This window comes from Spirosoma agri, from assembly GCF_010747415.1.
Taxonomy (GTDB): domain Bacteria; phylum Bacteroidota; class Bacteroidia; order Cytophagales; family Spirosomataceae; genus Spirosoma; species Spirosoma agri.
This window is the reverse complement of record NZ_JAAGNZ010000001.1, coordinates 3,081,245-3,096,175: the sequence shown is the minus strand read 5'-3', so window position 1 is coordinate 3,096,175 and position 14,931 is coordinate 3,081,245. Positions and strand designations below refer to the sequence as shown.

Below are 14,931 nucleotides of genomic sequence, written 5' to 3'. Positions count from 1 at the left end.
TACTTATAATGTAAGTATACGTAATATCTTTATAGCCTGACGGTAGTGATACCGTTCTTTCCTGATTGCCTTATGGATAAAGTACAATAGAAATGAGCGTAACTGGCGGTGGTCCCCTTAGTTTTGATTTGGCTGTGAGAGATGTGAACTACGCTTCACAACTAGATGCAGCCGAACGTCGGATGTTAGGATTTACTTCATCCACGATTCGTGAGACATCAAAAATAGACCAGCAGTTTTCCCGGCTGGGGCAATTGGCCGCTGGTTACTTTTCATTTCAAGCCCTCTCACAACTACCTGCCCAGATACTTAAAACGCGTTCCGAATTTCAAAGTTTAGAGATAGCGTTTACCACAATGCTACGCTCTAAAACGAAAGCGGAGGCATTATTAAGCGACACCCGAAACTTTGCAACCAATACCCCTTTTGGGTTAAAAGAAGCCGCCAATGGAGCTAAACAGCTACTTGCTTACGGATTTGCGGCCAAAGACCTTATCCCAACTCTTAGCCGGTTGGGGGACATATCCGCCGGATTGGGCTTACCATTGGAAAGGCTCACATTTTTGTACGGTACGACTAAAACGCAGGGGCGGCTATTCGCGCAAGACCTTAACCAGTTTGTCGGTTCTGGCATACCCCTCATAAGTGAACTGGCTAAACAGTTTGGGGTGGGTGAGGAGGCCGTTAGAAAACTAGTTGAGGAAGGTAAAGTAGGTTTTCCAGAGGTCAAGAAAGCCATTGAAAGCATGACCTCTACGGGCGGTCTGTTTGCTGGTACACTGGACGCACAAAGTAAATCACTGAACGGTCTAAGGGAGCGGCTTAGTGATGCTTACGAGGGGATGTTGAATGACATCGGAAAGCAGAATGAGGAAATCATTGGCGGGGTACTTACAACTGTTACAGAGGCCGTTCTTCACTATCAGGACTTCATTGAGATTCTGCAAGTTGTCGTAGCAACCTACGGTGCGTACAAAGCCGCTTTGCTGCTGTCAAATGTTGCCCAGCTAAAGGATATTGCTTTTACCGAAGCGCAGGCCATAGCCAAAGCACAGGCGGCAAATTCGCTCGGCTTTTTGACCCTTTCCCAGACGAAGGCGGCGGCTTCGACGGCCCTCCTTACCCGCGCTCAGGTTCTTCTCAATGGTTCCTTACTGGCAAACCCCTACGTTTTAATTGCTACCGCCTTAGCTGGTTTGGCAGCGGCCTATTTCACATTTAGAGAGGAGGCTTTAGAGGTTAAATCCGCACAGTTTTTATTGTCCGAATCCAGCAAGGGTGTGTCCACTGATCTGCGTAAACAGTCGATCGAGGTTACCAGCCTGACTGGTATTCTCAAAAATCAGAATGTTGCTGAATCAGAACGTCGGGCAGCCTACGATAAGATCAACGCCATCACACCGGACATTCTGAAAGGGCTTGACTACGAAAAAGCCAAAACAGCTGATCTCACCAAAGAAGTCAACCTGTATCTGGCCAGTCTCGAAAAGAAAATCCGGTTAGAAGCGGCCCAGGGTGCGTTGAAATCAGCCATCGAACAGGATATCGAAGCCGCTGAAAAGCTCAAAAAAGCTGAAGATGATCTGGTTCGTAAACGGGCAGATGCTAAGAAAAAGCCAACCTTACCGACTGGTCCGGATGCTCGTGGAGGTGGTGTGGGGGCGTTTCAGGATGCCAACGCAGCCCAGCGCGAACTGGAACAGGCCATTGAAACCAAGAAAAAAACGGGGGATGTCATCAACCAGATCAATGGCAACATCTCCACGTTGTACAAGGCCGGTACCAAAGATGCCATCAACGCAGAGATTCAGCGTCTGGAAACGGTTCGTGGCTCCATTGATAAACTGAGCCCAGCCTATAAAGACAATGAGATTAGGCTGGCTGAACTCACCAAACAGCGTGATGCGCTGAATTCGTCGGAGACTAAAGGCCACGCAGTTCAGGCTATTACGATTGAGTATCTGGATGCTGAGATTAAGAAGAAAAAAGAATCGCTCGATCTCAACAAAGGCGATAAAGCCAATGCCCAGATCCGCAAGGAAATTGAAACCCTTGAAGCCCAGAAACGGCGGCTGACGGGTGATAAGACCAAAGCGGAAAAAGATGCGGACAAGGTTGGTCCGTACGGATCCGTATCCTATTGGGAAAATATTTCCAAAAAGGCTCAGGAGATTCTGGATAGAACCCCCGCTGATCAGAAGGGAAAAATTGCCCAGCAGCAGGCTATCAAGCTGAACGCGGACCAGATGGCTGAAGAAGCTCGTAAGAAGATCGCAACCCGGTCGTTCGACGAGGAAATCAGCTACAAGCGTGAACAGTACGAGTTGTATCAACGCTGGGTAGATGCCTACGGTAAGCAGGCAGCCGATACCCAGTTTGCTGAACTCATCAAAAGCGGTCAGGGCTATCTCGACTACCTCAATACCCAGATTGCCGCGCTGGAAGCCAAGAAAAGCAGTGGCAAGCTATCGCCAACCGATACCAAGAATCTGAGTGGTCTGCTCGATCAGCGGAATGATATCACCGCGAAAAAATCCGGCATTGATCTGTTTCGTGAGGGACTGGAAAAAGCGCGTAATGAGTCCACCACACTGGCCGGGTACCTGAGTGTCCTCAAACAGAAACAGGAGGAACTGAATGCCAAGCCGGATACCAAAGAGTATTTTGAACTTCGTCGTCAGGTCGCTGAACAGATCGTTGGTACCCAGCAGGATCTGCGTACGCAGTTGGGCCAGTATTTGGCGGACGTGACGGGATCGGAGGAACAGCGGTTAGCCATCACCCGCAAATACGCTGATCTACGGGCTGGCCTACTGGAACAGTACCAGGGCAAGCGGACCAGTGTGGGCAAGGTAGGGGAGTACCAGGGCAAACTGGGTCAACTCAATCAGGGTGAAGCTGATGAGATAAAAGAGGTCAACGAACGGGCAGTTCAGGCATCCAAAGCCTTCAAAAAACTGGATGAGGTCATTCTTGAATCAGGCCGTGCGGCCATGAAAAAGCGGCTGGCACTCCTGAACGATGCGCTAGAAAAAGAGAAGCTACTAGCCGACACGCAGGAGTACCAGAGTAAACTCAAAGAGCGCAATGATCTACAGCTGGCCATCAAGGATGATGATCTGAGCCGGATCAATGAGTATGGTCAGCTCGTGGCTCAACTGGGTGAGGCATACATGCAGCTGGGCGGAGAAATCGGTGATGCAGGAGCGTTCATGTCTGGTTTTGCCAGTAACCTGAGCATGATAACCGCTGCCTTTAAGGAGAACATGACCGCAGCGGAGGGAATGCAGTTGATCCTGTCCGCAACAGTCAATATCGTTAGTTCGATTACGTCCGCAGCGGCCCAGCGCAAACAGGCAGAAGAGGCTTACTACGCGTCGGTCATTGCCCAGCAAAAGGAGTATAACCAGTTGCTCAATGAGCAGATTGGTATGCAGGCAGAGCAGAACGAGAACGTTTTCACGAAGGACTATGAAGGTCGGTTGAAAGATCGTTTTGCTCAGTTGCAGGGTGCGACAAAGGGCTACATGGAATCGCTCCGCAAGCTCAGTGAAGGGCAGGCTAAAACCGGTCAGCGTGATAAAGTGGACTGGGGTGCGGTGGGTAAAAATGCCGCATCCGGTGCCGCGATCGGTACCGCAATCGCGGGTCCGATCGGCACGGCCATAGGTGCCATTGCGGGGGGGCTGATTGGATTGTTTGGTGCCAAGAAAAAAGCGGACGAGTTCGCTTCGCTACTGGGTACTTATCCGGAACTGATCAGCAAGACCAAAGATGGTCAGACCGAATTCAACAAGGAGCTGGCTACCACGCTGATCAATCAGGGGCTGGTCGATGATAAAACCAAAGCCTTGCTGCAAGATACGCTCGATTGGGCTGATCAGATGGAGAAGGCCAAAGCCGCGATTAAAGAGATCGTTCGTGATCTAGTCGGTGGTCTGGGGGATAAACTGCGTGATAACCTCGTCAATGCCTTCAAAGAGGGTACCGATGCCGCGACCGCCTTTGGCAGCGCCGTAAGTGATATACTAGAAAATCTAGTTACCAAGATGCTGTTTTCTCAGGCGTTCAATGGGGTCTTAACGGACTTGCAGGAGGAAATGTCAAAATCGCTAGATACTCAAAACGGGGGCGATGGTTCCGTTATTGATGATTTTCAGCGGTTCAACGAAAACTCGAAAGAATCACTTGAGCAGTACAATCTATGGCTCAAGCAATTTCAGGATGCCGCAGCCGCATCGGGCATTAGCGTGTTGAAGCCAACAAATTCTACAACCTCAACTCCTAATTCTGTGTCAGGTGCCATCAAGAGTATCACGGAAGAAACGGCGGGAATCCTTGCAAGTCAAATCGGGGCTATCCGAATCACTCAGGCTGATACAAATCAAGCTGTGCGCGAATCACTGGTCTTTTTAAGCAACATTTCCTCAAACAGCAATTATCTATCTTATTTGAAATCAATGGACGAACGGCTTGGCAGGATAGAATCGAATGGCAAGTCAGATCCACTTAGGGCGAAAGGCGTTTAAGCACGAATAGAAAAGGTCGCACTATATTGGTTGGGCCTTTTCTATTCGTTTGAGTTACGCTACTAGGCAGATAGTTGTTTTACTAATTAATGCAAATGAATCTATTTGTATTTTTCTACAAATTTTTGCAGTAATTCTGCGAGTGAAATTCCGCCAATAACTAAACAGCCCAGTAGTATTATTTCTTTACTAAGAATAAAACTGTTACCGTCATTCAAGAGGCAATTACAATCTTTAAGGTCTGAAAGTGAGGCCCAAACGTTTATTGCGCCCATAGTTGCCAGTGCACCAAGTGCTACACTACACGCACTAAAAAAGGTAGGTTTGTATTGGGGTAGTCTGGCAGGTAAAATATAATACAGAAAAGATATTCCGGTAGTGATATAGACCATCCAAAGCCAAGTAAAGACTTCTTTCAAACGACAAAGGGTTTAGTTGTCTGGCTGTTGCTTGCTAGGCTTACCGCTAGACGAAAGCTGATTGATTGCGCCAAATATAAGACCTACGATACTACCTATGATTGCACCATATCGTAAATAATCGTCCGTTGGGTTATATGTATAAGCGAGCATGGCTATTCCGAAAGCGCCAATAAGGCTGGGCTTAGGGAGCGCAAGTAAAAAACTTAACAATGTCGCAATTGCCCTCTTTATAAATCCTAGAGAAGTTAACTCCCTTGAAAGCTCTACAATCCTCTCAGTTACGGGCAGATTATCTATATCAAAATCTTTGGAAATTTTCCTTCTTACGGCTCCCATATACTACTCATTTAGATTATGATAAAGTATATATATAACGTCTATGGCAATTTTTTGTGCTAGATAACACAATTTTTTGTAATGACAGCACAACAATAAGCTAGGCAAAGGGAATAGTAGTTACGCAACTGGCAAGATACGTGTATATACATCAATTGCAGATGTTGGTATTATAAAAAAGATAGGTCAGATTATATGGAGTTACGCAGATTGAAGAATTAGTTGTCTTACTAATCAGTACAATCACACTATTTACATTACAAGTTTAAATATGTTTTATATATTTATGATTCATTTAACTAAATATATATGAAAAAGTATTTACAGGTATTTGTTTTATCCACACTGTCAACCTTCGCTTACGCACAGGATGAAAAACCGGAAAAGCCCAAAACAAAGCTAGAGGCTTTTATGGCTCAGGACGGTACGGTGATCGTACAAGGGTTTTCGACAATCGGAAAGATGGAGGGAATGTATGGTTCGTTCTTGTCGGTCGATAGCAAAGAAATTACAGTAGCATCATCGGGTAAGAGGGAATACGGCATAACGATAGAAGTCAAGAAAAACATAGGTAGCAATTTGACAAGGGAAAGCACCTCCTATATTGATTACGACGAAATTGAATCGTTACTAAAAGGAATTGATTATATCAGCAAAATAGATAAATCCTCAACCAAACTACAGGATTTTCAAGCTGATTATAGGACTAAGGATGATTTGAAAATATCAGTATTTAGTGGGTCACTAGGCTTATTTTCCAGTTCAAAGAACAGCTCAATTTATCTCAATGTAGAGAGCGGAATTATTGGCAGGGCTACCGCTACATTCAAGCTGGAAAGTATTAACGAGTTTCGCGGTCTGATAGCAAAGGCGAAAGAGAAATTGGATAGTATCAAGTAATAAAAAAGGACGCTCTATTCTGAGCGTCCTTTTTTATTCAACATATTGCCAATTAAAGCCAGCGAAACTTAGTTTAGGCATCTTTTTTTTATTATAGTAACATTTGCCACGACAAACATTTTGTATGCTTTCTTTTTTTAACCCAAGTTCACTTTCTATGTGACTTGCAGTATCCCAAATTTTTACAACTTTCCCCGTCTCTAGATCAATTTGAGCTATCTTTTTAAATTTACCTATTGGTTCTAAAATTACTTTTGGCTTTTGGGGTCGTATTATCTTACCCTCTGTTTCATATTGCCATTTAAAGCCTTTATATGAATTAACTTTGATGTACTTTTCCCTTTCTACGCTCCAATAGTATCCTCTACAGGCTTTAGCAACCCCATGATGGTTGAATTCGGAATTGACTTTAATTTCATTAATTGAATCCCATACTTTAACGACTTCATTAGTTTCAATATTGATTTGCTGTATTTTAAGTTGAAGAATTTCTATTGCGCGTTTACGCCCCGTTGCCTGTTGTTCGGGAGTTGGGGGTTTGTTGTTTATTAGATATTTAGCGTATTGCTCAGGCGATGGTTTCCATAGTCTATTTTTTTGCCTTATGCTTTCTATAGCTTCCTCGCTCAACAAGCGGTTAGCGAATGGCCTGAATCCACCTTCAAACAATTGCTTACCAATTATTTTCATTTTTTCGAGTTGTTCTTTTGATGCCTTAAACCCTCTTTGCGAACCCGCCGTTGGGGTCAAATTATAGCCTTTTGATTTATCATAACATTGATAAAAGTCCATCCAAAACTGCTCTCTTTCATTAAGCCTAGTAAGATCATCTACCTGCTCAAGTACTTCAAAAATAAACTCGTCAAGGCCATATTTTTTTAAAGCATTGCCGAACCTTGTAGTGCTTCTTAATCTACGATGTCCACATAAACGCTTGTAAATATCACCCGCCTGACCAACATAAACCATTCCATTTGTCTTGTTAGTGAATTTATAAATGCCGGGAAAATGCAAGTCCGAACGTTTCATTTTTTTACTCCTTTCTTTTCAACTGGTTTAATAAAGTTCTTAGGAAAGCTATCCGTTTGTTCATGGCAGGTACGGCACAAGGTTTGACCGTTAGAAATCGCCCATAATTCAGCGCACTGTAACGCTTCATCAACACTGGTAATATTATATTCCCTTACCAGCTTGGATATATCTTTGAGGTGATGCGCTTCGATGATGATCTTTCGCCCATTGCGCTTGCCGCACACTTGACACGTAAACCGGTCCCGGATAAACACCGTACGTTTCCATTGTTCATACTCATCCAGCCGACGGATGTACCGAACAAGTGCCGTAGTGGATAACCCTTTATCTTTGTTCATAAGATCATCAGGTTATCAATGGCAAACTTGAGTAAATCGCGTGCGCTGCCTAAGCCTAGCTTTGCGGCTATACGGGCCTTGTGGTTTGCCAGTGTGCGGTACGAAATGCTGAGCAGTCTAACTATATCCTCGCTCCGCTGGCCCTGGCCGATGAGCCGAAGCACAAGCAATTCCTGTTTACCCAGCTTGCCTATACCCTCAAAGTCCGTCGGTGACACCACCCGTACCGTTACTGTTCTGGCCCGTCGTTTATTTTCTTTTGCCAGCAAATCCCGAATGCCCCAGATGCTCAAATCCTGAATGGAGCCAACGAGTAGCTCAACAATATCTAAAAACAAGCGGGACACGTACGTATTGGTTTTTTCGTGTTCCTGATAGCCATTGAGGGCTATGGACAACACGGCCAAAGCCGCATCGTCCAGATTTTTCAAGTCTCTCATGGCCTAGTTTTCCGAATAGGTTAGTTCAGCCGTTATGAGCGAATACAAGCGGTCTAAATGAGCGTGGCGCTCTATAGCATCCAATATGCTTTCTTTACTGGCTCTCGGTAGCTTATATACGTTGATACCGTACACATCATACAGCCGCTTGTAGAGGTAGCTATACGCCTGAGACTGGGAGGCGTTGTAATGGTCGCAATACTCATTAATGTGCCGACTGATACGCTGGCGCAAGGGAGTCAGCGAGGCTGGCTTAGCAGGAAATTTGAGTTCCGGCGTTGCTTTCAGGTGAGGGTTAACTTTTGACCGCCCTTTGGCTTGCAGGGCGTCAACGTCCGCCCGAAGTTGGGCAATCAAATTACCCTGTTCAAGCAGGGTGTGAGCCTGTTGGAGTATGACCTGTTCGACGGACAACAAAGCAGGGGTAGTAGTGGCTTGCTTTGCCTTTTGTTCCTTTCTTGCTTCAGCAAATGATTTGACTAGTATAGACTTAAATTGAACTACTCGCTTAGAATTTCGGCTTAATGTACCGATGAACAGGGCTTGATCTTCGGTTAAATAAGCTAAACTTTCAGGCCGCCCTTTGCTGGATAAGGTTTCGGTTTTTCGCGTTTCAAACGCGATTAGCCCAAATTCCGATTCTATTACATTTTGATGCGTGCGAATACTTTCAAGAAGATTCTTATGCTGAATGCCAAGTCCTTCCGCAAAATCCATACTACAAACCCTTAGTTGGTCGCCATCATTTTTTATTGATAGCAGATTTTCACCTGTTTGACTATTCATGATTTGTAGAGTGGTTATTGTTGAATAAATTCAAAGTGCAAGCCACCCGTACGCTTCCTGCTTCCATTACAAACCCGGCTTACTCTTCTAAAGTCTAAGCCTAGAATTTGAGCAGCTTCTGTTATTGAGGTATATCGAGTATTATTTGTTGTACATAAAACCGCTTTCCCTTTTTTGCCTTTGTTTGCGGCACTTATTTTTTGTTTAGTCTGAACACTTAATACCCGACCAGTTGCTGCTGCACTGATTTTCTTTCTGGCTCCCTCACTCATCACTCTGCCAGTACTAGCAAGTCGTTGCTTTTGCCTAGTGGATAAACTGATTTCGCGTTTAGAGTCACGTATCTTCTGAATAGTTTCTTCGGAATGTCGATAACCTTGCATACTCAGTCTCCATTTTTTGATTGCAGTTAACGATCTCTTGGTTCCGGCAGGGCTATTTGCAACAAGGAGGGTGTTATAATAAGGTCGCAGTTGATCTAAATAATGTTGCTCGGTACCGATGAGGTCAATTACTGAACAACGCTTTATCACTTCAAAATACAGGTCTGATAGACCGTGCTTGTTTGCGTGCCTTTGAAGAAGTATTGAGTGATGTCTATTTTTTGACAAGTCCGCTAAATGCTGACTTCTTCTTTTAGAAATATTCGTAGCACTACCTACGTAAAAGCGATTAGGGTACTTTCGGCTCCTAATACAATAGATACAGCTTATAGATTTATTCTCAAGTGATTCATACAATTCACGAGCTGACACCACGGGCAAACCTTGTTCACCCGTTGTAATGGTAATTAACTCATTCATGACCCTGCCCCCCTCTCTGCTGAAAATCAATCAGGAATTGCAGTGCCTCGTGAGCCGATTGCAGGTCAGTTAAGAAATCAACTAAGCCAAGTAGATCGTACAGGGTGTTTTGATTGGAGGTTGCGCTCAGATCACGCTGATAGGTCGTAAGCCAGTGGTAAAGGATTCTGTTAATCGGCTTAATGGGCAGGTTGCTATCCAAGTAGTCGTCAACTACCCGCAGTACGCCAACCTGGGCACTATACAGGTCCTCGGATAGGGCCGGGAATACCGGCTGCCGGCTGTCCGGCATTTGAAGGATTTGAGGGGCGTTTTGGCCCATTTGACCGGATTTTTTTGCATAGTTCTCCCGGTCGGAGTAGTTTTGCTCCGTGTTCATTATAACTTATCGGTTAGAGTGGCACTTGCCCCTTTGCTACGGTCGTCGAAAACTTAGCATTGGGGTTTTTTATGTCTTGTCAACTCAGTTCATACAGTCCAGCGGGCAACCTCCTCAGTACTATATCGCCTTTTCTGTCCCTCATTGACAATACAAATATAGAGCAAATAATTGATTATAACTAACATTAAGGGCTACATAATATTAATTATAATTAACATTTATTTTTCGGCTGGCTTTTTTAGGCTGAACGCAACCTGTAGATCATACCCCAAAGCATCAGCAATCTTGTTTATTGTGGCAAGGGTCATATTTGTTCTGCCTGTTTCAAAGTGCGTGTAAGTCGCTGTCTTAACGCCTATTATCACGGCCAATTCAGCCTGAGTTAGCCCCTTTAATTTTCGTAGCTGCTTAATGTAATCTCCTATTTCTTTGGGCGTATTCATGCTGTTGGTTTTATAACCACAAACTTACAAATTAATATTGATTATAATTAATTATTATTACCTATCGGTCAGCGTCACTTTGATTGGGTGGTAAAACACTAAGTGCCACTTCTTGCATTTACCTAAATTTTATAACTACGGCTATCATAATTACGCATTGGATCTTTTTTTATTATCTTCGTCACCTTTCGCACCTTGATAAGTATTTGACAGTGAGGTTTACTAAATGGCTATTCTATACCGTTGTAATAGGCGCATTGCCGTTCATTATTAGGTTTTTTCTATTCTCTATAAGAAGAGATGTCAGCAGTGAATACATAGTAAATATTGTTGATATGGTAACCTTCGGCTTAGTCTTACATGTTTCCAATCTCAATGATTTGGAGAATTGGCAGGCCATTGAAGAAAAAGAAAGAGTATTGTACAGAAGGATTTCTTTGCTTTTAGTTGTTATCCTATCAGTCTTACTTGGTTTTGCTTATGTGGCAGATTTAGACAAAACGGATTTATACAACAAAAGTACCATTACTAAGTATTCTGCTGCCCTTGCTTTGATTTCACTAATTTTTATATCTTCTATCTACATACGCTATAAAAATCAAGAACAAAATGACTGAAATCCGAATACTTGATATTTGCGTTCTATTAACCGGAATATTAACTCTTTATGTGTCTGGAGTAAATATTTGGCATGCAATAAGGACATCTTCTTCTCAAGAACAACTCACAGCAGAAAAAAAGAGTAGTATATATCAGTATGAAAATACATCTACTCAAGAAGGTATCAACTTACCTATGGCTAGCATCAGAACACATCTGAGCCAAGATGAAAGATCGAAAGAGCCATTTACAGAAAAATGGATACTTTCTAAGTCAAAGCTATCCCCAAGTTATCTTGCAGGTCTTGTAAAACGCGCTGAGCAGGGTGAGCAAATGGCACAAAAAGAACTATATGAACAATACTCACTACCTATGTTTATTGTTAGTATGAAAATTACCGGAAATGAAGATGTTGCTATAGATGTCGTTAAAAATTCATTCATTGTTGCGTATAATACCATTAGCGCCTTTCCCATTCAAAATATTTCTTTTAAATCTTGGTTAAAACAGATCGTTGTTAATGAGTCTAAGCTCAAGATTCGCAGTCAAAAACTAAAACCTGAAACTAAAGAATACTCTAGTTTCTTTAGTTCTATGCAGGAAAAACAAATTCAATCAACTTAAAACCGAACATATTACCATTAGTCTTATTTAACGATATAGGAATTTGTGTTTGATACAAAACCTTTTGATCCCGCCACTTTTCTCACTATTACCAGTCGCAAAATGGTTTAAATTGAAATAGCGCTTTCGTGGTAATAAAAAGGGCTTTCAGGTAGAATGCTTTCATTCTTATGCTATAATATTATTTATGCTTTATAGTTGTGTATTAGCTGTAAGATTCTATCTGAAACTGTACTCAACGTAGCCTCAATTCGCAAAAACTTTAAGACTGATTTACTTCGTAGTACCCTAAATTTATACATCTTATTGAGTAGCTTAAACAAGTTTTTCTAAATTATGATTAAAAATAATGGACGACCTTTTGAAAAGCTAGTGGCAATAATCCAAGAAGCATACAAAGACCTTCCTCAGACTAAAATATATACCAATCATAAGGTTAGGGATAGACTTGGAAAGAAGCGAGAATTTGATGTCTTTATTAATACTAATACCAATAATTTTGATTTTAATGTTGCCATCGAATGCAAAGATTATCAGAAACCAGTTTCCGTTAGCGTAATAGAAGCATTTAATAGCAAGTGTAGCACCGTAAATAATATAAATAAAAAGATAATAGTTTCATCGAAAGGCTTCCAGTTTGGCGCTGTAGATAATGCAAAATTATTTGATATAGAACTTAGGACACTATCCAGTATTAATAAAGAAAACATTGTTCTAAATCCAAAAATTCAAGAGGGATTTATGTCTATGCGACTATCTGTAATAGATTACAGATTGCATATCGATAGTTCTATATTTGGTAACATCATATTTAGTATGAGTGATTTACATAAGCTTAATCATACTTTCCTATTAAATAACAATTCCACAAATCCGGGTGCACTTATTCAAAAACAACTTAATACAACCATTATACAGCAAGAAATTTTAACGTATATGATAAAAGAGTCTATGAAGAATAAAACGAGTATATACGGCGATAACTTCTTAACAGAGATGGGTTTTGACTTTGAACCGATACAGGATAATGTACAAAGTTTGATTATAAATGGAAGAGCATTTGCTGTGACCAAAATACAGGCAAAAATAAGGTTTGAAAGTCAAACTAAATCAAAAAAGGACGCTAACGTTAGCTTCTATTTGGGAGAGAACTTATCTAAAGATGGTGAGTTATGCTCTATATCTTTTGAAGGACAAATACATCCAAGTTATTTTTATATTAGCACAAAAGGGGATAAAGAGGAACATACTTTAATCTCTGACAATAAAACTACTAAATTAAATCGTACATGGACTATTTATTTAGATGAGTAAAGGCATAATAGGGATCGATATTTAAAGGCAACTAATATGGCGTCTGGATTCATTGATATGGACTTCTGTTAATACCTACAACAAATGCCCAAACATTGATAGTGGTTGGGCATTTGTTATTTATGGTAAACTAAGCAAATTTAGGGACTCCAAGTTGCTGAGCGAACTTCGCGAATTGCTCAATCATAGCATTAACTTTCCCAATCACGTGATCGGCAGATTGAGTATTGGTATGTATATCACTAAAAGCTAGATAAATTTCTCCAGCATATTCCAAATTCAGTTCATCCAGTATTTCTTCTCGCACTGCTATCACTACGTTTTCCAGAGTACTATCATACAAACCAATAGTTGATTGATAGTCTCTGATAGCACCCCGCTGCCCCACTGATTGTGAGTCTTTACGATTCTCTGTCATCAATCTATGGGCTTCAAGGGTGAAAGCTTGGAGTTCACTAATTAACGTTTCTGCTGCTAATTTTAGCAAACTTTTCCGAAGTGGCTTTTGCTTGTTTTGCACATTCCTCAATAAATCATTTAGCTCTTTCATTTTCAATTAATTATACATCAATATACTAACAATAAGATACTTGCAATTTTCAGATTGAAAACATAATGGCGGGTGAAGCTGGCACGCTTCAATTAGGTCTTTTAGACCGCATTCGCCAGACTTTCTAGTCTATTCACAGCACTTAGAATATTATTCTTAACCATTGACGGATCATCGTCTTCGGATATTGCAAACTGCCTATGTATTTCCTCTGACATAGCTATATTACTGATGAACATGATTATATCTCTAAGTGATTCAACTCTGTTTTTATAAGGTCTGTAGTGGTCTCGATATTTGTCAGCTTCAACCATGTTTGCGCCGTGTCCAGGGTTAATCAATCTCTGATTGCGCTCAGTAAACTCTTTTTCCGCTTCATCTATTCCCGCAAGCACCTCTTTCTTTAATTGTGTAGCTTCCTGTTTGTACAGATAGGTATCATACAAAGCTTTTCTAACTACTAGGTTTAGTCCTTTGAGTTGTTGGTTCAATTCATTCATTATAAAAAATAGCTTTCGTACCACTTCGTTGCGGCAATATGAAGCTACGCATATCTTATGTGACAGCGTACCTAAATTTAGGGATCGGCAGTCGGCGGCCCTTCCTTCGCGCGAAATAATAAAGCCGCCAATATTTTAGCGGCTTCGTAAGATTTAGTTTATTCCGTTTCAATTAACTTTCACACAGTAACATTGATATAAGGTATTATCACGAAGCGCAGTGTAGGTGCCACACCAATAACCGTTGCTAAGTGATGTTACGTTGGGCTTGGACCCTTTTGCGCCATTGCAGGCATTACCCTGCGGAGTAAGTCCGGGCACATACCCCAAACTTAAAGGACAAGTAGCTCCGCAAACATTGTCGTACCATGACGATCCATTATGAGTGGGGGCTGTAATCCACATGCCCGTAATTTTAGCGGCTTGAGTTAGTGACACCCAAGCCGATCCATTGTACCCCTCAAAGTCTGCACCTGTCCATCGAATGGTTCCAGCAACGGCTGACGTTGTATTGCTAACCTGCAAATTGGCTATTTTGACCGCACCAGTATTGGTGTTAGCAATATCATTCCCTGTTAGTTGCCAGTATGATACGGCTCCGCCAGGGGCAAGTGTGAGTATCACGTTCCCTGTCGCATCAACTGACAATACCTTGCCGTTAGATGCCGACGCGGACGATGCACTAGTTAAATTGGTGAAACCTAACCCACTGGTATTTGCCTGACTGCTTTTAATAATTGTAGCTGACTGAATGATCTGAGCGTAACCAGCGGTCAAAGAGAGGTACAATAAGATAAGGTAGCTATAGATAGGTTTCATAATCTATATAATATATGAGTAGGTAAGGTAATTTAATTTTTACAACCTATTTTGATTCAATGACTTATCAATCACTGAATTTATTAAGCGCACCCTAAGAAGAAATGCCCAGC

17 protein-coding genes are annotated in these 14,931 nt (G+C 42.0%); 5 read left to right on the top strand and 12 right to left on the bottom strand.

The genetic code is table 11. The annotated features are described in order from the left end of the window. The first annotated feature begins 92 nt into the window (after nucleotides 1–92). Nucleotides 93–4,529, top strand: a complete 4,437-nt coding sequence (locus GK091_RS12900; RefSeq protein WP_317166299.1) for a tape measure protein — start codon at nucleotides 93–95, stop codon at nucleotides 4,527–4,529. 101 nt (nucleotides 4,530–4,630) lie between these two features. Here GK091_RS12900 and GK091_RS12895 read toward each other — a convergent pair whose 3' ends face one another. Next, a complete protein-coding gene (locus tag GK091_RS12895; RefSeq protein ID WP_164038417.1) occupies nucleotides 4,631–4,948 on the bottom strand; it encodes a hypothetical protein in 318 nt (105 codons plus the stop codon). A gap of 12 nt (nucleotides 4,949–4,960) precedes the next feature. Next, nucleotides 4,961–5,287 carry a hypothetical protein gene (locus tag GK091_RS12890; RefSeq protein WP_164038414.1) on the bottom strand — a complete coding sequence of 109 codons (327 nt, stop codon included), beginning with the start codon at nucleotides 5,285–5,287 and terminating at the stop codon, nucleotides 4,961–4,963. Between the two features lie 309 nt (nucleotides 5,288–5,596). Between GK091_RS12890 and GK091_RS12885 the strand changes: the two genes are divergently transcribed. Further along, nucleotides 5,597–6,187 (top strand): hypothetical protein, encoded by a 591-nt coding sequence (locus tag GK091_RS12885; RefSeq protein WP_164038412.1) that lies wholly within the window; start codon nucleotides 5,597–5,599, stop codon nucleotides 6,185–6,187. Between the two features lie 33 nt (nucleotides 6,188–6,220). Here GK091_RS12885 and GK091_RS12880 read toward each other — a convergent pair whose 3' ends face one another. From GK091_RS12880 to GK091_RS12850, 7 genes are all read right to left on the bottom strand, one after another. Next, the gene (locus tag GK091_RS12880) at nucleotides 6,221–7,216 is read right to left on the bottom strand and encodes a GIY-YIG nuclease family protein (protein ID WP_164038408.1); all 996 of its coding nucleotides are present in this window, start codon (nucleotides 7,214–7,216) and stop codon (nucleotides 6,221–6,223) included. Then, a complete protein-coding gene (locus tag GK091_RS12875; protein ID WP_164038405.1) occupies nucleotides 7,213–7,557 on the bottom strand; it encodes an HNH endonuclease in 345 nt (114 codons plus the stop codon). The genes GK091_RS12880 and GK091_RS12875 overlap by 4 nt, the downstream gene beginning before the upstream one ends. Next, a complete protein-coding gene (locus tag GK091_RS12870) occupies nucleotides 7,554–7,997 on the bottom strand; it encodes a helix-turn-helix transcriptional regulator (protein ID WP_164038402.1) in 444 nt (147 codons plus the stop codon). The genes GK091_RS12875 and GK091_RS12870 overlap by 4 nt, the downstream gene beginning before the upstream one ends. Nucleotides 7,998–8,000: 3 nt before the next feature. Continuing rightward, nucleotides 8,001–8,783 (bottom strand): Rha family transcriptional regulator, encoded by a 783-nt coding sequence (locus tag GK091_RS12865; RefSeq protein WP_164038399.1) that lies wholly within the window; start codon nucleotides 8,781–8,783, stop codon nucleotides 8,001–8,003. Nucleotides 8,784–8,797: 14 nt separating this feature from the next. After that, nucleotides 8,798–9,586, bottom strand: coding sequence for an NUMOD3 domain-containing DNA-binding protein (locus GK091_RS12860; RefSeq protein WP_164038396.1), 789 nt, complete (start codon nucleotides 9,584–9,586; stop codon nucleotides 8,798–8,800). Then, nucleotides 9,579–9,965: a hypothetical protein gene (locus tag GK091_RS12855; RefSeq protein WP_164038393.1), complete on the bottom strand. Its 387-nt coding sequence runs from the start codon at nucleotides 9,963–9,965 to the stop codon at nucleotides 9,579–9,581. The genes GK091_RS12860 and GK091_RS12855 overlap by 8 nt, the downstream gene beginning before the upstream one ends. Nucleotides 9,966–10,186: 221 nt before the next feature. After that, on the bottom strand, nucleotides 10,187–10,411 hold the full coding sequence (locus GK091_RS12850) for a helix-turn-helix domain-containing protein (RefSeq protein ID WP_164038390.1): 225 nt from the start codon (nucleotides 10,409–10,411) through the stop codon (nucleotides 10,187–10,189). Between the two features lie 335 nt (nucleotides 10,412–10,746). Between GK091_RS12850 and GK091_RS12845 the strand changes: the two genes are divergently transcribed. The 3 genes from GK091_RS12845 to GK091_RS12835 all read left to right on the top strand — a co-directional run bounded on the left by GK091_RS12845 (nucleotide 10,747) and on the right by GK091_RS12835 (nucleotide 12,949). Then, nucleotides 10,747–11,028 (top strand): hypothetical protein, encoded by a 282-nt coding sequence (locus GK091_RS12845; protein WP_164038387.1) that lies wholly within the window; start codon nucleotides 10,747–10,749, stop codon nucleotides 11,026–11,028. Beyond that, complete coding sequence (locus GK091_RS12840) at nucleotides 11,021–11,635, top strand: RNA polymerase sigma factor (RefSeq protein WP_164038384.1); 615 nt, start codon at nucleotides 11,021–11,023, stop codon at nucleotides 11,633–11,635. Before GK091_RS12845 ends, GK091_RS12840 begins: the two co-directional genes overlap by 8 nt. Before the next feature lie 336 nt (nucleotides 11,636–11,971). Beyond that, nucleotides 11,972–12,949, top strand: a complete 978-nt coding sequence (locus tag GK091_RS12835; RefSeq protein ID WP_164038381.1) for a restriction endonuclease — start codon at nucleotides 11,972–11,974, stop codon at nucleotides 12,947–12,949. Between the two features lie 130 nt (nucleotides 12,950–13,079). Here the strand turns inward: GK091_RS12835 and GK091_RS12830 are convergent, their stop codons facing one another. The 3 genes from GK091_RS12830 to GK091_RS12820 form a co-directional block, all read right to left on the bottom strand. Then, the gene (locus GK091_RS12830; protein ID WP_164038379.1) at nucleotides 13,080–13,499 is read right to left on the bottom strand and encodes a hypothetical protein; all 420 of its coding nucleotides are present in this window, start codon (nucleotides 13,497–13,499) and stop codon (nucleotides 13,080–13,082) included. A gap of 101 nt (nucleotides 13,500–13,600) precedes the next feature. After that, nucleotides 13,601–13,999: a hypothetical protein gene (locus GK091_RS12825; protein ID WP_164038377.1), complete on the bottom strand. Its 399-nt coding sequence runs from the start codon at nucleotides 13,997–13,999 to the stop codon at nucleotides 13,601–13,603. 168 nt (nucleotides 14,000–14,167) lie between these two features. Further along, nucleotides 14,168–14,818 carry a hypothetical protein gene (locus GK091_RS12820; protein ID WP_164038373.1) on the bottom strand — a complete coding sequence of 217 codons (651 nt, stop codon included), beginning with the start codon at nucleotides 14,816–14,818 and terminating at the stop codon, nucleotides 14,168–14,170. Nucleotides 14,819–14,931: the final 113 nt, after the last annotated feature.